This is a genomic window from Sphingomonas psychrotolerans (assembly GCF_002796605.1).
Taxonomy (GTDB): domain Bacteria; phylum Pseudomonadota; class Alphaproteobacteria; order Sphingomonadales; family Sphingomonadaceae; genus Sphingomonas; species Sphingomonas psychrotolerans.
Genome location: NZ_CP024923.1, coordinates 3,806,524 through 3,828,649 on the forward strand (window position 1 = coordinate 3,806,524; position 22,126 = coordinate 3,828,649).

Consider the following 22,126-nt stretch of genomic DNA (forward strand, 5'->3'; position numbering starts at 1 on the left):
GGGGGCGCTCCCCGGTGCGTCACGGCGCTTCGAGCAGCGCGGCGGTGCGGGCAAGTAGCCCGACCGCGCGCCGTTCGATCGCCGCGTCGAACCGGACGCTCGGGATCGCGATGCTGAACGCGCCGATCAGCACGCCGTCGACGATCACTGCGCGCCCGATGCCATGGATGCCCGGGCTATGCTCCCCCCGCGTCCGTGCCACGCCGGTGCGGCGGATGTCGTCGACCTCATCGCGCAAGCCCTCGGCCGAAACGATCGTGGCCGGGGTGAATGCCTGGCGGTCGGTCTCGGCCAGGAATCGCGCGACCTCGGCGTCGGGCAACGCGGCAAGGATCGCCTTGCCCGCGGAAAAGCCATGCAGCGGCGTGCGCGATCCCACCTCTACCGCGTAGCGCAGCGCATGCTCGCTCGTCTCGGTGACGAGCGCCTCCACTTCCCAGCCCGAACGGATGAAGAAGGAGGCGGTCTCATTGAGCTGCAACCGGAGCGCACGCACCAGCGGCGCGACACGCTCGGCAAGCGTGAAGCTGGCGGTGCGGGACTGGAGCCGTTCGAGCCCCGGCCCGGGCGCATAGCGGCGGCCATCGCGCGCCAGATAGCCGCGCTCGACGAGCGTCGTCAGCAGGTAGGACAGGCTGCTGACCGGGATCACCAGCGCCTCCGCGATCTCTTGCGCGATCACCGGCCGATCGCGCGCGACGACATATTCGATGATGTCGAGCGTGCGGATCGCCGATTTGACCGGACTGGAATGGTTGTCGCCCATGCTGCCGCTATACCGCGTCATCGCGTCCCTGCCATCGTCGTGCCACAACAGGGGCTGGATTTTGTGCGTGGCATCGCGGAAGCGTCGATACGGACGCAGAATCAGGGACGACGACCACCCATGAAGCAGGACCGCGACCTCGAGACCTTGCTCGGCTATCAGATTGAGATGGCGCATCTGACAATGGTGACCGACGCGCGTGCGACATTGGCTCCGTTCGACATCACTCCCGCCAAGCTGACCGCGATGCTGCTGATCCGCGCCAATCCCGGCTGTGATCAGACCGCCTTGGGACGCGCGCTGAGGATCAATCGCTCGAGTGCGATGAAGCTGATCAACTATCTCGCCGAGCGCGATCTCGTCGAGCGCCGCGCCGGCCGCGACCTCAGGACCAACGCGTTGCACCTCAGCGCTGACGGGGAGGTGCGGCTCGCCGAGATGGTCGCGCGCCTGCGTGAATCCGACCGTCGCATGAGCGCGGCTCTCTCTGCCGAGGAGCGCACCGCGCTGGTGGCGCTGGTCCGCAAGCTCCGCCAGCCGCGCGATGCCGCCGGTGCGGCCAAGCGGGGGAGAGGCGGCGGGGTTGCAAAACTGTCTGCCTAGCATACAGTCTCCGCGATAAGAGCGTGGCGCGCCGTTCGCGCAGCCGACCGGGGAGTGGTTGCCGACATGAGCGATGCAGAAATTGCGGGTTCGACGCTGCGTGACGTGGCTGGGCGTTTGCCGCTTGATCGGCTGCTCCGGCCGCGCTCGGTGGCGATCATCGGGGCATCGGACAAGCCTGGCGCGCTCGGCGCATCGGTGCTCGCCAATCTCGAGCGGCAGGGCTTCTCGGGCGCGATCCATCTGGTCAATCCCAAACGCACCGAGATTCGCGGGCGTGCCTGCGTCGCTTCGGTCGACGATCTACCCGAAGGGGTGGATGCGGCGGTGCTCGCGATTCCGCGTGCCGGCGTGCTCGATGCGATCCGTGGGCTTGCACGGCGCAAGGCCGGCGCGGTGGTGATCTTCACGGCGGGCTTCGCCGAGGATGGGCCGCAGGGCCTTGCCGACCAGCAGGAAATCGCCCGGATCGCCGGAAACGCCAGGATGGTGGTCGAGGGGCCGAACTGTCTCGGCTTGGTCAACTTCTGTGACCGCGTCTCGCTCACCTTCATCGAACTGCCCGAGGCGCACGCGGAGGGGCCCCGGCGCGTCGGGATCGTGTCGCAATCGGGCGCGATGGCGGCGGTGCTCGCAACGACGATGATCACGCGCGAGGTGCCGCTCAGCTGCTATGTTTCGACCGGCAACGAGGCCGCCAGCGGCGTTGAGGACTATGTCGCGCACCTCATCGCCGACCCCGATACCTGGGTGATCGCGATGATCGTCGAGCATTTCCGCAAGCCTGCGCGGTTCCTGGCCGTGGCCCGCGCGGCGCGCGCGGCGGGCAAGCAGGTCGTGCTGCTCCATCCCGGGCGCAGCGCTGCCGGGGCTGCGAGCGCCGCGACTCACACCGGCGCGATGGCGGGCGATCATGCGGTGATGCGCATCCATGTCGAGCGCGCGGGCGTGATCCTCGTCGATTCCCTCGAAGAATTGGGCGACGTGGCCGAGATCGCCGTGCGGTGTACGACGCTGCCGGCGGGCGGCACGGGCGTGATCGCCGAATCGGGCGCGTTCAAGGCGATGATGCTCGACCTGGCCGAGGCAATCGACCTCGACCTGCCGCCATTGACCGATGCGGACAGCCCGGCGCTGCGCGCGGCGCTCCCCGATTTCGTGCCCGTCAGCAACCCGCTCGACGTGACCGCGCAGGGACTGGTCGATTCGGGTCTGTATGGGCGGACACTTGCCGCACTGCTCGCGGACGACCGCATCGGCCCGGTCGTCGTCATGCTGATTCACACCGATGCCCGTACCTCGCATATCAAATTCGCCGCGGTCCTCGACGCATTGCGCGACCTGCGCACGGCCAAACCCGTGCTGGTCGCAAGGGTCGACGAGGGCGGGGGCGTGCTGGCTGAAGACATTACCGCACTCCGTGCGCTGAACGTACCCTATCTGCCGACCGCGGAGCGCGCGCTCAGGGCGCTGGCGCGGGTCACGGCCTTCTCCGCGCGCGACGATTCGGTCGCGGCGATGGACGCCGCACCGCTGGAGGGACTGCCCGGCGCAGGCTGCATCGTCCCTGAATATCGCTCTAAGGCGCTGCTCGGCGAGCGCGGCATTGCCTTCCCGCAATTCGCCTTGGTGAAGACGGCGGACGAGGCGGTGGAGGCCGCCGAGCGGCTGGGCTATCCGGTGGTGCTCAAGGCGCAGGCCGCGGCGCTCCCGCACAAAAGCGATGCGGGCGGCGTGATCGTCGGACTGGCGGACGCCGGCGCGGTCGCCGAAGGCTGGGCGCGGTTGGCCGCCAATATCGCCGTCGCGCGCCCCGACCTGACGCTCGATGGTGTGTTGGTCGAGGCGATGGCCGAGCGCGGGATCGAACTGATCGTCGGCGCGCGCAACGATCCGGATTGGGGGCCGGTGATCCTTGTCGGGTTCGGCGGGGTGGCCACCGAGTTGCTCCACGACGTGCAGCTGTTGGCGGCCGATCTCACCCGCGAGGCGATTGTCGCCGCGCTCCGCACTTTGCGCATGGCGCCGCTGCTTGATGGTTTCCGCGGCGCGCCGAACATGGATATAGGCGCCGTCGCCGATATCGTCGCGGCGCTGGGCCGGGTGGTGGCCGCGACGCCGGCGATCCGTGAGGTCGATCTCAACCCGGTGATCGTCTATCCGCAGGGCCAAGGCGCAATTGCGCTGGACGCGCTGATCACGCTCTGAGGCGGGGCCCAGGCCCCGCCTCGTCAAAGCTCCATTTGCGCGATCGGGTTTTTGTCGCCGATCAGGCTGCGACCGGCGCGTCTTCGGGCATCACGCCGATCACTGATTTCACCTCAAGGAACTCCTCCAGCCCGAACTTGCCGAACTCGCGGCCGTTGCCCGATTGCTTGTAGCCACCGAACGGCATGTCGAAGGCGAGCCCGCCCGCGTTGACATACACCGCGCCCGCGCGGATGCGGGGAACGATCTTCTTCGCCTGGGCCGGATCGCCCGCGATATAGGCGCCAAGGCCGTAGGGCGTGTCATTGGCGATGCGCACTGCATCATTGTCGTCCTGATACGGCATGATGACGAGGACGGGGCCGAAAATCTCCTCCTTCGCGATCGTCATGTTAGGGGTGACGTTCGAGAATACCGTCGGTTTCACATAAAAGCCGCTTTCCCTGCCCGCCGGGCGGCCGGTGCCGCCGGCAACCAATGTCGCGCCCTCGTCGATGCCGGTCTGGATCAACCCCTGGATGCGGTTCCACTGGCTTTCGTTGACGACCGGGCCGATGTGATCGCCTTCGGCCAGCGGTTCGCCGACCTGCTTGGCGGCGAACATCGCGCCAACCTTCTGCGCGGCCTCGTCATGCTGCGATATGTGGACAAGCATCCGCGTCGGCGCGACGCAGCTCTGGCCCGAGTTGAGCAGTACCCCGCCGACCCCGCCCGGCAACGCCTGATCGAGCGGCGCGCCTTCGAGGATGATGTTGGGGGATTTTCCGCCCAGTTCCTGCGCGACTCGCTTCACCGTATCGGCGGCGTTCTTCGCGACCATGATACCTGCGCGGGTCGAGCCGGTGAAACTGATCATGTCGATGCCGGGATGTTTGGCGAGCGCGGTGCCGACGCCTGCGCCATCGCCCTGGACGAGGTTGAACACGCCCGCGGGCACGCCTGCGGCTTCCATCACCTCGGCGAAGATCGCCGCCGAAGTCGGCGCTTCTTCCGACGGTTTCAGGATCATCGTGCAGCCGGCGGCGAGGCACGGGCCGACCTTGGCGACGATCTGGTTCATCGGCCAGTTCCACGGCGTGATCAGCGCGACGACGCCGATCGGCTCGCGAATCACCATGTTGTCGCCGATCTTCTCCTGAAAGCCGTATTCCCGCAGCGCCTTCAGCGCATGGCCGAGATGGCCCATGCCGGAGCCTGCCTGCGCGGTCATTGCCACCGAGATCGGGCAGCCCATCTCGGTGGCGATCGCCTCTGCGATCTCGGGTACGCGCTTCTGATATTCGGCCATCACGCGTTCAAGCAGTGCGATTCGCTCCTCCTTCGATGCCTGCGAGAAGCTCTCGAACGCGCGGCGCGCGGCAGCGACGGCGGCATCGACGTCCTCAGCGGTTCCGAGCACGATTTCGGATGCCGGCCGCTCGGTCGCGGGATTGATCACCTCGAGCTTGCGGCCGCCGAGGCTGTCGACCCAGTGGCCGTCGATGTAATGTTGCGGATAGCTCTTCATGGAATATTCCTTTGGAAAAGATCAGGCGGGGATCAGGCCCAGCGCGGCGTCGGTGGCGGGCGTGCCCCATTTGTCGCGCGGCGGCATCGGCCGGGTGTGCCATGCGGGATCGAGCGTGAAGCTGGAGATCTGGCGGCCTTCGGGGATCTTCCCGTTTCCGCCGCCCTGCGAATAATCGTAATAGAGCGTCATCAGCTCGCGGTGGCTGTGGTGCCGCTCGACCACCGGATGCGCCAGGCACGCCGCGCGCCAGCGCAGCACGCGGGTCAGGTGCTGTGGCACCGCATAGGCCTCGTAATATTCGAGAAATGCCAGCCGCTTGAACATGGGCGCGAACGCGACCTCGGCCCAGCCGAATGCGTCGAACAGGAAATCGCTGTCGGGCGCATAATAAAGCAGGAAATCGTCGAGCCGCGCGTATTGCGCGTCGACCTCGGCGGCATGCTCGTCGCGCTTCGCCGGATCGCGGTTGAGGATCATGCGGTAGCCCGCGCCGGTGAACGCGCCATCGGTCGCACACAGCATCGCCTCGACCGCATGCTCGTATGGGTCGGCCCTCGCGACGGGCCGCTCGGGAAAGCGATCCTCGAAGTAGCGCAGGATGACCATGCTCTCCTTCAGCGTCTCGCCATTCTCCAGCTCGAGCGCAGGCAGCGCGGTGGTGCCGCGGGTCTTGCGCAGCAGCCAGTCGGGGCGCGGCTTCGAAATGTCGATCTCGTGATCGGCCATGATGTCGTGCAGCCCCTTGAGGTCGAGCAGCAGTTCGACCCGTTCTGAAAAGGGGCAGCCCGGAATGTGATACATTCTGAGCTGGCCGCTCGCCGGTTCGTCGCTCCAGTTCATCGCTGCTTCTCCGTCATACGGTCGCCGGTTCGCGTGCGGGCATTTCGCTCTTCGACCGGGCGAACATCGCCTGCGCCGCCGGACGCGCGTTGATCCGATCGATCCAGCCTAGCAGATGGGGAGTCGCCTCCGCGTTCACTACTTCGGGGAAGCCGAACTGCATGCCGTTGGCGATCGCAAAGTTGCAGATGTCGGCAAGCGTGTAATCGTCACCCGCGAGCCAGGGACTCTCCGCCAGCCGCGCTTCGAGCCTGGCGATCGAGAGGCGGATCTTGCGCATTTCCTCGTCGATCACTTCCCGCGGGAAGCCGGCGCGGGCGTTGCGCCACTTGGTCCGCTGCTCGGCGACGGGGATGCGCGCGACCTTGTCCTCGAATTCCGCGTCGGACAGCTGGCGCGCCGACGGGCCGATCATCCGCTCCCAGCCGATCGTCGATACGCACCAGCAGAAATATTCATCGACCCATTTGGTCCAAACGCGCATCTCCGCGATCGCGACGGGGTCGGCCGGGCGCAGCGCCGGTGCCTCGGGGAAGGCGTCCTCGAGATATTCGCAGATCACCGTCGATTCGGTGATGATGTGCCCGTCATGGTCGAGTGCCGGCACCTGGCCGCGCGGGTTGATCTGCTTGAACCAGTCCTCGTGATGCTCGAACCGCTTCGGATCGACGAAGCGCGGGGTGAATTCGAGGCCCTTTTCATACAGCGCGAGAAGCGGCTTCAAGGAGTTCGCCGCAGGACCGAAACTGTACAGCGTCAACATGCGGAACTCTCCATATCCTCTCCGATCGCGCCATTGCGCCTGTCGAAACCGGTGGCGCCGCATGTCGAGCGGCGCAAGTCGCCTGGCGATACTATCAGCCGGAGTAACTGCGTGGGCGCCTGCCGGCCACGCCCAACCTGTCATACCCGATGATAGCGCCGGCACTTACCTTGCCGCGCACGCGGGACTTTGCTTCATCGAGTGCCGAACCGGAGAAACATCATGCTCGAATTGCTGACGTCCGAGACCCCGAACGGCTGGAAGGTCGCGATTCTGCTCGAGGAGCTGGGTGAGCCGTACAAGGTTACGCCGATCTCGCTGACCAATCTCGAACAGAAGCAGGACTGGTATGTCGCGCTCAATCCCAATGGGCGCATTCCGACCCTGATCGACCATGATGCAGACGATTTCGCGATATTCGAATCCGGCGCGATCATGATCTACCTTGCCGAGAAGTTCGGCCGGTTCCTGCCGGCCGATCCAAAGGGGCGAAGCCAGGTGATCCAATGGGTGATGTGGCAGATGTCGGGGCTGGGGCCGATGATGGGGCAGGCGACCGTCTTCAATCGCTATTTCGACGAGAAGCTGCCCAAAGTGATCGACCGCTATGTCCGCGAGAGCCAGCGGCTGTTCGGCGTGCTCGACGCGCAGCTGGCCGACAACGAGTATCTTGCCGGTGACTATTCGATCGCCGACATGGCATGCTTCCCCTGGGTCCGCGGCCACGACTGGGCAGGGGTCGATATGAGCGGATTCACCCATCTCCAGCGCTGGCTCGATGCGATCGCTGCGCGGCCGGCGGCGCAGCGCGGACTGCTGGTGCCCACGCCCCCGAGTGCGGAGGAGATGGCGGAGAAGACCACCCGCCAGGGCCAGAACATCCTCGCCTGAGCCTCATGACCCCCTTCCTCACCCGCCGCGTCCGCATCGAATGGGGCCAGTGCGATCCGGCGGGGATCGTCTATGCGCCGCGCTATCTCGATATGTTCGGGGAAAGCACGATCCTGCTGTTCGAAGCGGCGGGCCTGCCGCGCAAGCGCGATATGCTGCGCGACATGGGGGTGGCGGGCTTTCCGATGGTCGATGTCGCGGCGCGCTTTCTGCGCCCGACCACTTATGGCGACAATGTGACGATCGAGAGCGCCGCGCCGGCATTCGGCAATGCCAGCTTCACGGTCGAGCACCGGCTGCTGCTCGATGGCGCGATCTGCGTCGAATGCACCGAGAAGCGCGTGTGGACCGTGCCCGCGGCGGACCGGCCCGGCGGGCTGAAGGCGGAGCGCGTGCCCGATACGGTCCGGGCATTGTTCGAACGGACGAACCAAGGACAGGAATGATGGCGATGGTGATGACCAGGAGCGAGGCGCCCGCGGGGATCGACACGACGATCGACTACCTGATCCCGACATCGCGGATCAACCGGCGCTTCTGGGCGCCGGGCAAGGAGTTCAACACCGGCATCTACCAGCCCTATCCCGTCACCATCCGCAACGCGCGGCTGGCGCCCGAGCCTTTCACGCTCGACACGCACGGTTTCTGCCTCTCGCACCAGCCGAGCGGGATCGAGGATTTCCGCGACCAGGCAGTGCTGAAGCGCGCCTATCCCGCCGAGGTGGATGCGATCACCAAGGCGCTGACCGGCTGCGATCTGGTAGTGCCGATGGGCGGCCAGTTGCGCTCGCCGGTGATCTCGGGTGCGGGAATCCAGCCGCCCGCGGCCGAGGCGCATGTCGATTTCAACACGTCCTCCGCGAACCGTCTCGCCAAAGCGATCTACGACAAGACCGCGCCCGGCGGACCCGGTTACAAGCGCTTCATCGCCTTCAGCCTGTGGCGCACCTTTTCCGATCCGCCGCAGGACTGGCCGCTGGCTTTGTGCGAATTCGCCAGCATCGGCGACGATGACGGCGTCCCCAACGTCAAGGTCGATGTCGACGAAATTCCCGAGGGCGATGCGCTGTTCGCCCCGATCGAGGGCGAGGATCAGATGATGGCCGCGACCATCTTCCGCCACAACCCGGCGCACCGCTGGTGGTATTTCCCGGACATGACCGCGGACGAGGTGATCTTCATCAAATTTCACGACAGCGACCATGACCGTGCGTGGCGCGCGCCGCACACTGCGTTCCACGACACCGGCCGGCCGGATGCGCACACGCGCGAAAGCTACGAATTCCGCGCGATCGCGTATTTCACAAAGTAGCGGCCGCGCTGCGCAGCGGTACCGGGTAGTGCCGCTGATAGAACTGCATGCTTCCTTGCGCGCCCTCGGCCGGTCGCGCACGCTTCGCGGCAAAAGCGGAGAGGATCTATGGCTACCCAGTTCGACATCGAGGCGGATTATATCGTCGTGGGGGCGGGCAGCGCCGGTTGCGTGCTCGCGAACCGCCTGTCGGCGGCTCCCGGCAACCGCGTGCTGCTGCTCGAGGCCGGGGGCGACGATCGGCCGCTGAAGGAACCTGGTCAGTTCGTCTCCAATATGCTGATCCAGATGCCTATCGGCTTCGGCAAGACCCTGAACGACCGCAAGGTCAACTGGATGTACGAGACCCAGCCCGACGCGGGAACCGGCGGGCGCGTCCACAAATGGCCCAAGGGCAAGGTGCTGGGCGGGTCGTCGTCGATAAACGGACTTCTCTACATTCGCGGCCAGGCGGAGGATTATGATGGCTGGCGCCAGATGGGGTGCGATGGCTGGTCGTATGACGACGTGCTTCCTTATTTCCGCCGCGCGCAGAACCAGGAACGCGGCGAATGCGACACCCACGGTGTCGGCGGCCCACTGAACACCGCCGATTTTCCCGAACATAACGAGGTCAGTCAGGCGCTGCTCGATGCCTGTGTCGAGGCGGGCATCCCCTATTCGCCCGACATCAACGCGCGCGACCAGGAAGGGGTCAGCTGGTTCCAGCTGACCACCCGGAATGGCCGACGCTGTTCGACCGCGGTCGGCTATCTCCATCCGGTCGAGGGGCGCAGCAACCTGCGCATCGAAACGCGCGCTTATGCCCAGCGCATCCTGTTCGACGGCAAGACCGCGATCGGCGTCGAATTCGAACAGAATGGCAGGACCGTGCGCGCCCGCGCCAATGCCGAAGTGATTCTGGCCGCGGGCGCGGTCGAATCGCCCAAGCTGCTCGAGCTGTCCGGCATCGGCCGAGGCGAGGTGCTGCGCGAACACGGCATCAATCTGCTGCATGAAGCGCCCGGGGTGGGCGAGAATATGCAGGATCACTTCATGATCGGCGCGCAATGGGCAGTGAAGCCGGGTTATCGCACGATCAACCAGATGGCGCACGGCTGGGGGCTGGCCAAAGAGGTCGCGAAATATGCGATCAACCGCACCGGACTGCTGAGCTACGCGGTGGCGCACATCGTCGCCTTCACCAAGACGCGGCCCGAGCTGGCGAGCCCCGACGTGCAACTGCATCTGATGGCGGCGTCGGTCGATCTCCAGAAGCAGAACGACCATCAACAGTTCGATCTGGAACGCACGCCGGGGCTTGCCTGCACACCGTGCCAGGTGCGTCCGGAGTCGCGCGGCAATATCCACATCGCGTCGAGCGATCCGGCTGTCTATCCCCGGATCGTCGCCAATTATCTATCCGATCCGATCGATCAGGAAGTCGCGGTCGCGCAGCTCAAGCTGATCCGCAAGATCATGCACCAGCCCGCGGTCGCGCCTTATCTGGTCTCGACCGACGATCCCTTCGGCGACACCGATGAATCCATGCTCGGCTATGCGCGGATGGCCGGATCGACGCTCTATCATGTCGTCGGGACGTGCCGGATGGGCGCGGATTCCGCCGCGGTGGTCGATCCCGAACTGCGCGTGCGCGGCGTCGATCGCCTGCGCGTCATCGATGCGTCGATCATGCCGAGGATCGTATCGGGCAACACCAATGCGGCGACGATCATGATCGCCGAACGCGGCGCCGACCTGATCCTCGGCACCCAATTGCCCGCCGCGCTCGCGTCCTAGCCGAGCTGGTCGGCCGCCAGTTTCGCGAGCCGTTCGGCGCTGATCGCGTCGAGCGGCGCGAACAGGATCAGGCGCTGGCCGGGCGCGCCCTCGACGGCATAGGAGGTATGCAGGAACAGAATTCTCCCGACGCTCGGCATATTGGCCGAATTGATATGTTCGAAATGCGCGAGGATTTCTGATTCCTGCCAGCATTCGCGAAAGATTTCGGATTGCTCCAGCATTTCGGCGATGATCGCGTCGAATATCTCGGGCTTCGACGTGCGGCTATAGTCCCATTTGAACCGCGCGGTGAGCCGCTGGGCCATCTCCCGATAGTGATCGGGATCCTCACGATAACGATCGCTCAGCATCAATATGCGGAACAGATTGCGCTCGCTGCGCGGCAGCGCGCCATAATCGCGAAAGGCGCGCGCGACGAGCGCGTTCCACCCGATGACCGTCCAGTCCTCGACGATGACCAGGGCCGGAATCGAGAGGCTGTCCATCAAATGCTGCGTGCCCGGCCGGATTTCCTCGTCTATCTGCGTTTCCAGCGGGGGCGGCCGGTGCTGCGCCAACGCGAACAGGAATTCGCGCTCGTTGCCGTCGAGCCGCAACGTGCGGCCCAGGCGCTCGATCATCGGCACCGAGAGCTGGACGTCGCGGCCCTGCTCGAACCAAGTGTACCAAGTGACGCTCATCCCGGCGAGCGTCGCCACTTCCTCGCGCCGCAGCCCGCGAGTCCGTCGGCGCTCTCCCGGCGGGAGGCCGACATCGGTGGGAGAAAGCCGGGCGCGCGCGGTCTTCAGAAAACGGGTCAGTTCTTCACGATGCGCCATGCGTATCCAGTTACTTTCAATAATGGCAGACCGAGCGGCCTTCCCGGCCATCGCGGTGTCTGCGAGCATCCCCTCTATGCCAGTAGCATAACCGAGGCCGCAAAGGAGAGCGAGCGTGGCCGAGAAGGTCTTCATAACCTGCGCGGTGACCGGCAGCGCCAAGATGCCGGCACATCCCAACTTCCCGTTCCGGCCCGATCATGTCGCGAACGAAGCGCTGGCTGCGGCCGATGCGGGCGCGACGATCATCCACCTGCACGTGCGGCATCCGGAGACCGGCGAACCGTCGCAGTCGCTGGAAGATTACCGCGAGGTGGTTGGCCTGATCCGCGCAAAGAACGACGCCGTGATCCTGAATGTCACCACCGGTCCGGGCTGTACCTGGATGCAAAGCGCGGACGACCCGGCGGTGTGCGGCCCCGGCACGCTGATGTTCACCGCCGAACGGCGGCTGGAACATATCCTCGATCTGAAGCCCGATATCTGCACGCTCGACATCTGTACGATGCAGCTGTGGGGCGGCGTCGCGATCAACCTCGATCCGATGATCACCAGGATGGGGCACATGATCCAGGACGCCGGCGTGCTGCCCGAGATCGAGTGTTTCGAGGCGGGCGACTTCGTGTTCGCCGACGATCTGATGGCGAAGGGCGCATTGCCGAAGGGCGCGCCATTCTCGTTCGTGCTGGGCACCAAATACGGCCTGCCCGCGACGCCCGAGGCGATGATGTACGCAAAAAACCAGATCCCGCGCGGCGCGCGTTGGACGGGGTTCGGCGTCAGCCGCCATTCCTTCCCGATGGCGGCGCAGGCGGTGCTGCTCGGCGGCAATGTCCGCGTCGGTTTCGAGGATACGGTCTATCTGCGCAAGGGACGCCAGGCGAAGGACAATGCCGATCTGGTGCGCTGGGGCGTGGACATCATCGATCGGCTGGGCGGCGATGTCGCCAGCATCGGCGAGACGCGGGCGATGCTCGGCCTCCGGGAGTGACACGCCGCATTAAAGGGAAATAGCCATCGCGAACCCAGGAGTAATGCCAACATGACCAGCTCGATTCCCACTACGCATGTCGGCAGCCTGCCGCGCGGATCCGAGCTTACCCCGCTGCTGCTCGCGCGGGACGCGGGGGAGCCCTATGACGCGGCGGCGTTCGACAGCGCGGTGCAGATGGCGGTTGATGCCGCGGTCGCGGCGCAGGTCGCAGCCGGAGTGACCATCGTCAGCGACGGCGAGCTCGGCAAGGTCGGCTATTCGACCTATATCATCGAGCGGCTGAGCGGGTTCGGAGGTAATAGCGCGCGCAAGCCCGCGCTCGATCTGGCGCCGCTGCCGGAGCTGCGCACCAAGCTGGCGGCGATCATGGGCGCGCAGGAATTCACCCGCGCCGATTGCGTGGGGCCTATCAGGCTCGTCAACCTCGATCCGCTCCACGACGACATCAGGCGCTTCCGCACCGCGCTCGATCGGCATGGCGAAGGCGCGCGCGCCTTCATGAATTCGGCCTCGCCGGGGCTGATCACCGCCTTTCAGGCGAACGCTTTTTATCCGACCCACGATGCCTATCTCGCCGATCTCGTGGACGCGATGCGGCCCGAATATGAGGCGATCGCCGAGGCGGGATTCGAACTCCAGCTCGATTGTCCCGATCTCGCAATGTCGCGCCACACCGGGTACCAGGAGATGGAAGAGGCGGCGTTCCTGAAGACGATCGAGGCCAATGTCGCGGCGCTCAACGCGGCGACCGCGAATATCGCGCCCGAGCGGATGCGGATGCATATCTGTTGGGGGAATTATGAAGGCCCGCACGATCATGACATCCCGCTCGAGCGGATCATCGACATCGTGTTGCGCGCCAGGCCCGCGACGATCCTGTTCGAGGCGGCGAACCCACGGCATGAGCATGAATGGACGGTGTGGCGCGATGCCGCGCTGCCTGACGACAAGATCCTCGCCCCCGGCCTGATCGACACCTGCTCCAACTATCTCGAGCATCCCGAGTTGATTGCCCAGCGGATCGCGCGCTTCATCGATATCGTCGGCGCCGATCGGGTGATCGCGAGCACCGATTGCGGCTTCGGCACCTTCGCCGGCTATGGCAAGATCGATCCGGCGGTAACATGGAAGAAGCTGGCCGCGCTGCGCGAGGGTGCCGATCTCGCCGCCGCGCGGCTCTGACGGGAGGACGCGACATGGGGCTGACCCCGGCCGAGGCGCGCGCGATCGAGTGGGAATGCGCGCGGCTGATCAATCTCTACGCGCAGTTGAGCGACGCGACACGCTGGGAGGAGGTTGCGGCGCTCTATGCGGCCGATGGCAGCATGACGCGCCCGACCGCGCCGGATGCGCCGATCATGGGGAGGGATGCGATCCTCACCGCCTTCCGGTCGCGACCGGTGCGCATTACCCGTCACATCTGCTCGAACATCGTCATCGATGTCGAGGGTGCGACCGCGGCGCGTGGATCGAGCGCAATGCTGCTGTTCACCGGTGTCGATGCGCCGCCGCTGATCGGCGGGTTCGAGGATCGCTTCGTCCTGACCGGCGAAGGCTGGCGCTTTGCCCAGCGCCGCGGCGCGCTTACTTTCTGAGGGGGTAGCGCCGACATCTCGGGCTGGCGCAGCTGGTTCAGGCTGCGGCAGATCTTCGTCACCGATCCCGATCAGGCCGCCGCTGCCAGCCGCCGTGCCTCGGCGCGGGCGCAGGCGGCCGTCAGGGTGTTCTCCATCAGACAGGCGATGGTCATCGGGCCGACTCCGCCGGGCACCGGAGTAATCGCACCGGCAACATGACGTGCCTCGTCGAAGGCGACGTCGCCGACGATGCGGTATCCGCCCTCCGGCTTCGCGACCCGCGTGGTGCCGACGTCGATCACCACCGCGCGCGGCTTGATCCAGTCGCCGCGGACCAGCCCCGGCTTGCCCACCGCGCTCACCACTATGTCGGCGCCGCGGCAGATGAACTGCGTATCGCGTGTGTGGACATGGGCCTGCGTCACCGTCGCGTGCTCCTCGAGCAGCAGCGCGGCCATCGGCTTGCCGACGATGTTCGAGCTGCCGATGACCACCGCGTGGCTGCCGGTCAGATCAGGGACGAGTGACTTGATGATCTTCATGCAGCCGAGCGGAGTGCAGGGGATGAGCCCGCCCGATCCCTGGCTGAGCCGACCGGCGTTAAGCGCATGGAGCCCGTCGACATCCTTCTCCGGATCGACCGCCGCCATCACGCGCAACGTGTTGATCGCCGCCGGGAGCGGCAATTGGACGAGGATGCCGTCGATCTCGTCGCGCGCGTTGAGCCGGGCGATCTCGGCGAGCACGCGGTCCTCGCTGGTATCGGCGGGCAGCAGGATCACCTCGGCGGCGAAGCCGATCTCGCGCGCGAGTTTGACCTTGCCGTTCACATAGACATGGCTCGCCGGATCCTCGCCGGCGAGGATCACCGCGAGACCGGGCGCGCGATCGAGCGCCACCATGCCGGCTTTTACCTGTTCGACCACCGCGCGAGCGAGGGCGCGTCCGTCGATCGTCTCAGCCAGCATCAGCGCGCGTGTCCCGTCCAGGTGCGCAGGCCCGGCGCGGTATGATCGGGCATTCCGAGCGCGGCGGCGACGCCGGGTCGCGCAGTCACCCGGTCGCGCCAGTCAACGAGGCGTGGCGCGTGCGTGGCGATCTCGAGGTCGGGGAACATCCGTTCGACCATCATCCCGCAATGCGAATAGAAATTGATGTCGGCGAGCGTGAACCTCTCGCCGGCCAGCCATTGGTTCGCGGCGAGCTGCGTCTCGACCTTGTCGACCGCGACTTCGATCTTGCGCGTCGCGTTCGCCAGATCGGCCTCGCTGAAGCCCGATCGCGCGGTCTTCCATTTCTCGCGCTGCTCGTGGAGCGGGATACGCTCGACCAGCTGGTCGAATTCGCCGGTGTCGATACCGCGCGCGATCACGCCGACCATGCGGTGCCAGCCATGCATCGAAACGAAGTTCATCACATGCTCGTCGATGAACTTGTTCCAGTAGCGCATCCGCGCATTGCCCTCCGGTGTGTTCGGGCGCAGCGGCGGCGCGTCGGGGAAAGCGTCCTCGAGATATTCGTTGATCACGCTCGTGTGGGTGATGATCGTCCCGTTATGGTCGAGAACGGGCACCTGCCCTTCGGGGTTGATCGCGACGAACCAGGGCTGGTGCTGCTCGAACTTGTGGAGATCGACATAGACACTCTCGAAATCGAGACCCTTCTCCTTCAGCGGGATCATCGACTTGAGCGAATTGGCGACCGGTTCGGCATGATAATATCTGAGGGCCACGGCTTCAGTCTCCGACGGTGAGGATGGTGAGAGGGCGACCGGCGACAGGGCTCATGCGAGCCCCAGCACACGGACCGCATTGTCCTTCATGATCAGCGGCAACACCTCCTCGCGGAACCCCGCTTCCTGCGCCGCCGCCAGCCATTTGTCGGGGCGGATCAGCGGGAAATCGCTGCCGAACAGCATCTTATGCTTCAGCTGCGTATTGGCGTACTGGATCACCTGCTTGGGGAAATATTTGGGCGACCAGCCCGACAGATCGATGAAGACATTGTCCTTGTGCAGCGCCATCGACAGGCTCTCGTCGGTCCACGGCCAGCCGGGATGGGCGAGGATGACCTTCATGTCGGGAAAGTCGACTGCGACATCGTCGATCAGCATCGGCTGACCATATTTCAACCGCACGCCGCCGCCGCCGCGCATCCCCGTGCCCATGCCCGAATGGCCGGTGTGGAAGATTGTGGGCAGAGCGTATTCGGCGATCACCTCGTAGATCGGATAGGCGACGCGGTCGGCCGGGTGGCAATCCTGCATGATGCCGTGGAACTTGAAGCCTTTGACTCCGTAATTCTCGATCAGGTCGCGGGCCTCGCGCGCGCCGTATTTGCCTTTGCGCGGATCGATCGAGGCAAAGGGGATGACGATGTCATCATGCTGCGCGGCCAGTTCGGCGATCTCGTAATTGCTGACTCGCTTGGCGCCGATCCCGCTCTCGCAATCGACCGTGAACAGGCAGAAGGCGATATTCTGCTCGCGATAATAAGCGATCGTCTCGGGAATCGTCGGGCGCTTGCGATCGGCCTTGAAATAGGCCGATGCGGCATCGAAGAACTTCGCCATCACCGGATCCTCGGGATCGTGGCACGACACCTCGGCATGGACGTGGACGTCGATGGCGACGACCTTACTGGGATCCACGGGCATGACCTCTCCTTGTCCCCCGCCGCCTGCGCAGCGGCGGGATGTATGCGTTCAGCCTGGTTCGCGCCCGATCGGGCGCGTGACGGTCACAGCTGGATGATGACCGACTTGAGCTCGGTATAGGCCTCGACACCCTGGCGCGCCTGTTCGCGGCCCAGGCCGGACTGTTTGTAGCCGCCGAACGGCAGCGCCGGATCGATCACCGCGTGGCAATTGCCCCAGACGGTGCCCGCCTTGATCTTGGCGGCGAGCTTGTGCATCGCCGAGATGTCGCGCGTCCAGATGCCCGCGCCCAGTCCGAAACAGGTGTCGTTGGCGGATTTCGCCACTTCGTCGAGATCGTCGAAGCGCTGCGCCACCACGACCGGGCCGAAAATCTCCTCCTGCACCACGCTCATGTCGGGCCGCACATCGACCAGCACCGTCGGGTTGACGTAATAGCCGCCGTCCGATGACGGCGAATCTCCGCCGATCGCGACGCTGGCGCCCGCCTTCTTGCCCGCGTCTATATAGCCCATCACGCGATCGAATTGCTCGGACGACACCAGCGGCCCCATATGGCCGGCAGGGTCGAGCGAAGGGCGCGGCACCCAGAAGGCCGCGGCGTTGGCGACGCCTTCGAGCAGCTTGTCGAATATCGAACGATGCGCATAGAGCCGTGACCCCGCAACGCAGACCTGGCCCGAATTGAAGAAGATCGCCCCCGCCGCGCCGACGGCGGTTGCGTCGACATCGACATCGGGCAGCACCACCACCGGCGATTTCCCGCCGAGTTCGAGCGTCACGCGCTTCAGGCTGTCGGTCGCGGTGCGGTTGATGATCTTGCCGACTTCGGTCGATCCGGTGAACGCGACCTTGTCGACATCGGGGTGGCGGACGAGCCGGTCACCCGCCGTGTGGCCGTTGCCGGTGATGATGTTGATCGTGCCCGCGGGAAATCCGGCTTCGGCGACGAGATCGGCGAGGCGCAGTGCAGTGAGCGAGGTCTGTTCGGCCGGCTTGAGGATCAGCGTGCAGCCCGCCGCGAGGGCCGGCGCGATCTTGAGCACCGCCATCAGCAAAGGGAAGTTCCACGGCACGATCTGCGCGGCGACGCCAACCGGCTCGCGGCGGACATAGCTGTGGACGGTGCCGCGTGGCATCGACATCGGCTCGATCATGTCGCCGCCGAGCTTCGATGCCCATCCCGCCATGTAGTGCATCATCCCGATCGCCCCGGGGATGTCCACGCCGGCGGCCATGCCCTTGGGTTTGCCGTTGTCGATCGCCTCGAGCTCGGCGAATTCGTCGGCGTGCCGGGCGATCAGATCGGCGAGCTTGTGCATCATGCCTTCGCGCACGATCGGCGGCAGATCGGACCAGCGGCCGTCGTCGAACGCGGTGCGCGCGGCCGCCACTGCACGATCGACGTCCTGGTCGCTCGCGTCGACGATGCGAGTCACTTCCTTGCCGTTCGACGGATCGATCACGGGGATGGTCGCGCCGTGCGACGAATCGACCCATTCATTGTTGATGAACAATTGCGGGCGGCGACCCAGCGCCGTCTTCGCGCCGTCCGAATAGGCGTGCTGCGCGTAGGAAATCTTGGTCATCTCGTTCATGGCGTCTCTCCTGCCGGTCGTGTCCAATTGGTATCCCACGGATACAGTTTGGTCCACCGTCATTGCGTCCGGGCGGTCTTGTCTTCCAGTGCCTTGTCCTCATTGGCGCGCCGGATGACATAGGTCCGGATCGCGTCGATCTCGGCGGGCGTCATCACCGACTGGAAGCCGACCATGCCGTTGTCCTTGAGCGCGCCGTCATGGACGATCTGGCGCCAGGTCTCCGCGTCGTTGAGGGTGCCGCTGCGGCGCAGATCGGGGATCAGGCTGCCCGCGACCGCAGCGTCGCCGTGGCACACCCCGCAATAGCGCGCGAACCGCGCCGCGCCGGTGGCGATCACAGCCGGCGTCGCTGTCGATGGCGGCGGATCGAGCGGGATTTGCTCGAATGGTGGAGCGGGGGGCAGCGCGCCCTTCGCGCCGAGTTTGAACACCAGCAACCGGCTGATGTTGCGGCTCGGCCCGCTGATGTCGGCGAGAACGCCCGGCGCCAGCGCCCACACGCCGCCCCATCCGGCGAGCACCGCGACATATTGCTCGCCGTCGATCGCATAGCTCATCGGCGCGGCGACCACTCCGGTCTGCGCCGGGAACGACCATAATTTGCGCCCGTCCCCGGTCGAATAAGCGGCGAATTCGCCGGTCGCATTGCCCTGGAAGACCAGCCCGCCGCCGGTCGCCAAGATACCGCCGTTCCACGGGCCCTTATAGGGTATTCGCCAGCGCTCCTTCTGCGCCACTGGATCCCAGGCGATCAGCGCGCCGGTCGTCGCCGCAGCCGCGGCTTGGCGGACCGCGGGGATGGCGGGCATCGTCGCGGCTCCCATATCGACGCCGACGTTGAACCCGAGCTTCGACGGCTTCCAGTCCTTGTCCGGGAAATAAGGGAAAGCGGCGATGTTCGCGGGGATGAACACCAGCCCGGTCTTCGGATCGAACGCCATCGGATGCCAGCTGTGCGCGCCCGTCGCGCCCGGCGATCCGAAGAACGGTTTGCCGGTCTTGTAATAGCGTGCCTCGGGCGTCTCGATCGGACGCCCGGTCGCCATGTCAACGCCGGTGGCCCAATTGACCGGCACGAAATTCTTCGCCGAGAGCAATTGCCCGTTGGTGCGATCAAGGACGTAGAAGAAGCCGTTCTTGGGCGCCTGCATCAGCACCTTGCGCGGCTTGCCGTCGATCGTGAGGTCGGCAAGCATGATGTGCTGGGTCGCGGTGAAATCCCACGAATCGCCGGGCGTCGTCTGGTAGTGCCAGACATATTCGCCGGTGCGCGCCTTGATCGCGACGATCGACGACAGGTACAGATTGTCGCCCTTGCCCTCGGACCGATACGCCTGGTTCCACGGGCTGCCGTTGCCGACGCCGATATAGAGCAGGTCGAGCGCGGGATCATAGGCCATCGCGTCCCACACGGTGCCGCCGCCGCCCTGCTTCCACCATTCGCCGTACCAGGTGGAGGCGGCCGTTTTCAGATAGGCGGGCTCGTCCGGTTCCGTGCCCGGCTGCGCGGGGACGGTGTAGAAACGCCAGCGCTGCTTGCCGGTCTGCGCATCATAGGCGGTGACATAGCCGCGCGCGCCGAATTCAGCCCCGCCATTGCCGATGATTACCATGCCGCCCACCACCCGCGGCGCGCCGGTGATGGTGTAATTCTTGGTCTGGTCGAGCGTCACGACGCTCCATGCCGGCTTGCCGGTGGCGCGGTCGAGCGCGATCAGGCGGCCGTCGAGCGTGCCGACGAACAGCCGGTCGCCCCATGCCGCGACGCCGCGGTTGACCGCGTCGCAGCACGCCTTGACCAGCGTCTCGCGCGGCACCTCCGGATCATAGGACCATAGAGGCTTGCCGGTGCGCGCATCATACGCTTTCACCATGCTCCACGCGGTCGAGACATAGAGCGCGCCGTCGATCATCAGCGGAGTCGCTTCCTGCCCTCGCGCGGTATCGAGATCGGCCGACCAGGCGAGGCCGAGCTGCCCGACATTGCCTGTGCCGATCTGCTCGAGTGGGCTGAAGCGCTGCTCGTCATAGGTGCGCCCGGTCGACAGCCACTCGCCCGGCGCTCCCGCGGCGATCCGTTGACCATCGACTCCGCTGGCATGCGTGCCGGGCCCGCTGGCTCCGGAGACCGCCATCGACAGCGCCGCTCCCGCCACGATCAGCGCCGTGATACCCGCGCGCCGCACATCGATCCGCATTGCCCGCATCCTCTTTCGTGCCAGCGACGCTGTCCGTCGTCCGGTCAATTGACCATCCGCCCGCCGCCCCAATGCGCGGCCCGCAGCGCCCTCTTGTCCATCTTGCCCGCCGGCGTGCGCGGGATCGCATCGACGAAGGCGACGCTCTTGGGGGCTTTTACGCCGCCCAGCCGCGCCTTGGCATGCGCGATGATCGTCGCTTCGTCGATCCCGTCGGCGACGACGATGGCATGGACCGATTCACCCCATTTCTCGTGCGGCACGCCGATCACGGCGCATTCGCTGACCGATGCGAGTTCGGTTATCGCGGCCTCGACCTCGGCGGTGAAGACGTTGAACCCGCCGGTCACCACCATATCCTTCTTGCGATCGACGATGAAGAGATAGCCGTGGGCGTCGCGATAGGCGACGTCGCCGGTATGATGCCAGCCGAACTGCCGCGCCTCCGCGGTCGCCTCGGGCAGCTCGAAATATTCCTTCGAGACCAGCACGCCGCGCACGACGATCTCGCCGGGCTCGCCATCGGGCAGCAGATTGCCGCAATCGTCCATCAGCCCGACCCGGACCGACCGTGTCGCGCGTCCGCAGCTCGCCAGCCGTTCGGGATGATCGCCGGCGGCGGCCGCCGCGACCACCTCGGGGGGCAGCCACGTCGTGATCATCGGAGATTCGACCTGGCCATATGCCTGGCACATGCACGGCCCGAACTTCTCGACCGCAAGCCGCAGTTTTTCGGGCGACACCGGCGATCCGACGAGGATGAAGATCTTGAGCGACGACGTGTCCTGCCTGCCCAGTTCGGGCGAAGCGAGGAGGCCGTAGAGCGCGGTCGGGGGAAGGTACATGTGGGTCACGCGATGCTCGGCGATCGTCCGCAGCACGGTGTCGGCATCGAAGCCGGGAAGGATCACCTGCGTCGCCCCCAGCGCCAGCGTGCCGAGCGCGACTGGCCCCGCCGCATGGGTGACCGGCGCCACCACCAGCGACACCGGATCATCGGTCCGCCCGCCGACCGCGTCGCCCAGCGTCTCCAGCATCGTACCCCAGCCTAGATTGGTGACGACGACGCCCTTCGACGGCCCGGTGGTGCCTCCAGTCGGGAACAGGCCGACGACGTCGTCGGGCCTGCCGAACGGATCGGACATGTCGGGCAGATCGCCCGCAGGCGAATCGGCGACGAACCGGTCGAGCGAGGGATCGCCGTCGCACGGGCGATCGAGGCAGATGAAGCGGGTGAGGCTGGGCACCTGCGCGCGAAGCGCCGCGACATCGGCTTGCAGGCTCGAATGGTAGAACAGCCAGCCGCAGCGGACATAGTTGAGATAGCCCGCATTGGCGTCGATCGCGTTGCGCGTGTTGACCGGCACCCATTGGCCGTTGGCGCGCCAGATCGCGAGCAGGGCGACCATGATCGCCGCGCTGTTCGGGCCGTACAGCGCGACCGGGGCCTGGTTCTCGAAGCCGTTCGCGTACATCGCGATCGCGATCCGCTCGGTCAGCGCCTTCACTTCGGCGAAGGTCAGGCGTTCGCCGCTTTCGGTGTCGATCAGGCAGGCGCGCCGGGGATCGAGATCGTGGCCGCGGTCGAAATAGTCGATCGAGCGCAT

20 protein-coding genes are annotated in these 22,126 nt (G+C 65.9%); 9 read left to right on the top strand and 11 right to left on the bottom strand.

Annotated elements, in window-relative coordinates; translation table 11 throughout:
- Positions 1-19: 19 nt before the first annotated feature.
- A complete protein-coding gene (locus CVN68_RS17330; protein ID WP_233503403.1) occupies positions 20-787 on the bottom strand; it encodes an IclR family transcriptional regulator in 768 nt (255 codons plus the stop codon).
- Positions 788-886: 99 nt separating this feature from the next.
- Between CVN68_RS17330 and CVN68_RS17335 the strand changes: the two genes are divergently transcribed.
- Positions 887-1,369 carry a MarR family winged helix-turn-helix transcriptional regulator gene (locus CVN68_RS17335; RefSeq protein WP_100283308.1) on the top strand — a complete coding sequence of 161 codons (483 nt, stop codon included), beginning with the start codon at positions 887-889 and terminating at the stop codon, positions 1,367-1,369.
- Between the two features lie 66 nt (positions 1,370-1,435).
- Positions 1,436-3,577 carry an acetate--CoA ligase family protein gene (locus CVN68_RS17340; protein ID WP_100283309.1) on the top strand — a complete coding sequence of 714 codons (2,142 nt, stop codon included), beginning with the start codon at positions 1,436-1,438 and terminating at the stop codon, positions 3,575-3,577.
- Between the two features lie 61 nt (positions 3,578-3,638).
- On the opposite strand, the gene CVN68_RS17345 is transcribed toward CVN68_RS17340, so the two are convergent.
- The 3 genes from CVN68_RS17345 to CVN68_RS17355 are packed head-to-tail and all read right to left on the bottom strand — an operon-like array spanning position 3,639 to position 6,651.
- A complete protein-coding gene (locus tag CVN68_RS17345; RefSeq protein WP_100283310.1) occupies positions 3,639-5,084 on the bottom strand; it encodes an aldehyde dehydrogenase family protein in 1,446 nt (481 codons plus the stop codon).
- Positions 5,085-5,105: 21 nt separating this feature from the next.
- Positions 5,106-5,927 carry a glutathione S-transferase family protein gene (locus CVN68_RS17350; RefSeq protein ID WP_233503404.1) on the bottom strand — a complete coding sequence of 274 codons (822 nt, stop codon included), beginning with the start codon at positions 5,925-5,927 and terminating at the stop codon, positions 5,106-5,108.
- Between the two features lie 13 nt (positions 5,928-5,940).
- Positions 5,941-6,651, bottom strand: coding sequence for a glutathione S-transferase family protein (locus CVN68_RS17355; RefSeq protein WP_233503405.1), 711 nt, complete (start codon positions 6,649-6,651; stop codon positions 5,941-5,943).
- Between the two features lie 261 nt (positions 6,652-6,912).
- On the opposite strand from CVN68_RS17355, the gene CVN68_RS17360 reads away from it, so the two are divergent.
- From CVN68_RS17360 to CVN68_RS17375, 4 genes are all read left to right on the top strand, one after another.
- Positions 6,913-7,581, top strand: a complete 669-nt coding sequence (locus CVN68_RS17360; RefSeq protein ID WP_100283312.1) for a glutathione S-transferase family protein — start codon at positions 6,913-6,915, stop codon at positions 7,579-7,581.
- 5 nt (positions 7,582-7,586) lie between these two features.
- Positions 7,587-8,027 (top strand): acyl-CoA thioesterase, encoded by a 441-nt coding sequence (locus tag CVN68_RS17365; protein ID WP_100283313.1) that lies wholly within the window; start codon positions 7,587-7,589, stop codon positions 8,025-8,027.
- Positions 8,028-8,038: 11 nt separating this feature from the next.
- Positions 8,039-8,893, top strand: coding sequence for a CmcJ/NvfI family oxidoreductase (locus tag CVN68_RS17370; RefSeq protein ID WP_233503406.1), 855 nt, complete (start codon positions 8,039-8,041; stop codon positions 8,891-8,893).
- A 108-nt stretch (positions 8,894-9,001) separates the two neighbouring features.
- Positions 9,002-10,672, top strand: coding sequence for a GMC family oxidoreductase (locus CVN68_RS17375; RefSeq protein WP_100283315.1), 1,671 nt, complete (start codon positions 9,002-9,004; stop codon positions 10,670-10,672).
- On the opposite strand, the gene CVN68_RS17380 is transcribed toward CVN68_RS17375, so the two are convergent.
- Positions 10,669-11,493, bottom strand: coding sequence for a helix-turn-helix transcriptional regulator (locus CVN68_RS17380; protein WP_100283316.1), 825 nt, complete (start codon positions 11,491-11,493; stop codon positions 10,669-10,671). The two genes, CVN68_RS17375 and CVN68_RS17380, sit on opposite strands and share 4 nt — an antisense overlap.
- Before the next feature lie 115 nt (positions 11,494-11,608).
- Between CVN68_RS17380 and CVN68_RS17385 the strand changes: the two genes are divergently transcribed.
- The 3 genes from CVN68_RS17385 to CVN68_RS17395 are packed head-to-tail and all read left to right on the top strand — an operon-like array spanning position 11,609 to position 14,082.
- Positions 11,609-12,484 carry a BKACE family enzyme gene (locus CVN68_RS17385; protein ID WP_100283317.1) on the top strand — a complete coding sequence of 292 codons (876 nt, stop codon included), beginning with the start codon at positions 11,609-11,611 and terminating at the stop codon, positions 12,482-12,484.
- A gap of 51 nt (positions 12,485-12,535) precedes the next feature.
- Positions 12,536-13,669 carry a cobalamin-independent methionine synthase II family protein gene (locus tag CVN68_RS17390; RefSeq protein ID WP_100283318.1) on the top strand — a complete coding sequence of 378 codons (1,134 nt, stop codon included), beginning with the start codon at positions 12,536-12,538 and terminating at the stop codon, positions 13,667-13,669.
- 14 nt (positions 13,670-13,683) lie between these two features.
- Entirely contained in the window at positions 13,684-14,082 is a 399-nt protein-coding gene (locus CVN68_RS17395) for a nuclear transport factor 2 family protein (protein ID WP_233503407.1), read from the top strand.
- A gap of 71 nt (positions 14,083-14,153) precedes the next feature.
- Here CVN68_RS17395 and CVN68_RS17400 read toward each other — a convergent pair whose 3' ends face one another.
- The 6 genes from CVN68_RS17400 to CVN68_RS17425 all read right to left on the bottom strand — a co-directional run bounded on the left by CVN68_RS17400 (position 14,154) and on the right by CVN68_RS17425 (position 22,126).
- Positions 14,154-15,032, bottom strand: a complete 879-nt coding sequence (locus tag CVN68_RS17400) for a bifunctional 5,10-methylenetetrahydrofolate dehydrogenase/5,10-methenyltetrahydrofolate cyclohydrolase (RefSeq protein ID WP_199560117.1) — start codon at positions 15,030-15,032, stop codon at positions 14,154-14,156.
- The gene (locus tag CVN68_RS17405) at positions 15,032-15,796 is read right to left on the bottom strand and encodes a glutathione S-transferase family protein (RefSeq protein ID WP_100283320.1); all 765 of its coding nucleotides are present in this window, start codon (positions 15,794-15,796) and stop codon (positions 15,032-15,034) included. The genes CVN68_RS17400 and CVN68_RS17405 overlap by 1 nt, the downstream gene beginning before the upstream one ends.
- A gap of 51 nt (positions 15,797-15,847) precedes the next feature.
- Positions 15,848-16,720: an amidohydrolase family protein gene (locus tag CVN68_RS17410; protein WP_100283321.1), complete on the bottom strand. Its 873-nt coding sequence runs from the start codon at positions 16,718-16,720 to the stop codon at positions 15,848-15,850.
- Positions 16,721-16,803: 83 nt separating this feature from the next.
- Positions 16,804-18,318 carry an aldehyde dehydrogenase family protein gene (locus CVN68_RS17415; protein ID WP_100283322.1) on the bottom strand — a complete coding sequence of 505 codons (1,515 nt, stop codon included), beginning with the start codon at positions 18,316-18,318 and terminating at the stop codon, positions 16,804-16,806.
- Positions 18,319-18,377: 59 nt separating this feature from the next.
- A complete protein-coding gene (locus CVN68_RS17420; protein ID WP_100283323.1) occupies positions 18,378-20,519 on the bottom strand; it encodes a PQQ-dependent dehydrogenase, methanol/ethanol family in 2,142 nt (713 codons plus the stop codon).
- Between the two features lie 44 nt (positions 20,520-20,563).
- The gene (locus tag CVN68_RS17425) at positions 20,564-22,126 is read right to left on the bottom strand and encodes an AMP-binding protein (protein WP_100283324.1); all 1,563 of its coding nucleotides are present in this window, start codon (positions 22,124-22,126) and stop codon (positions 20,564-20,566) included.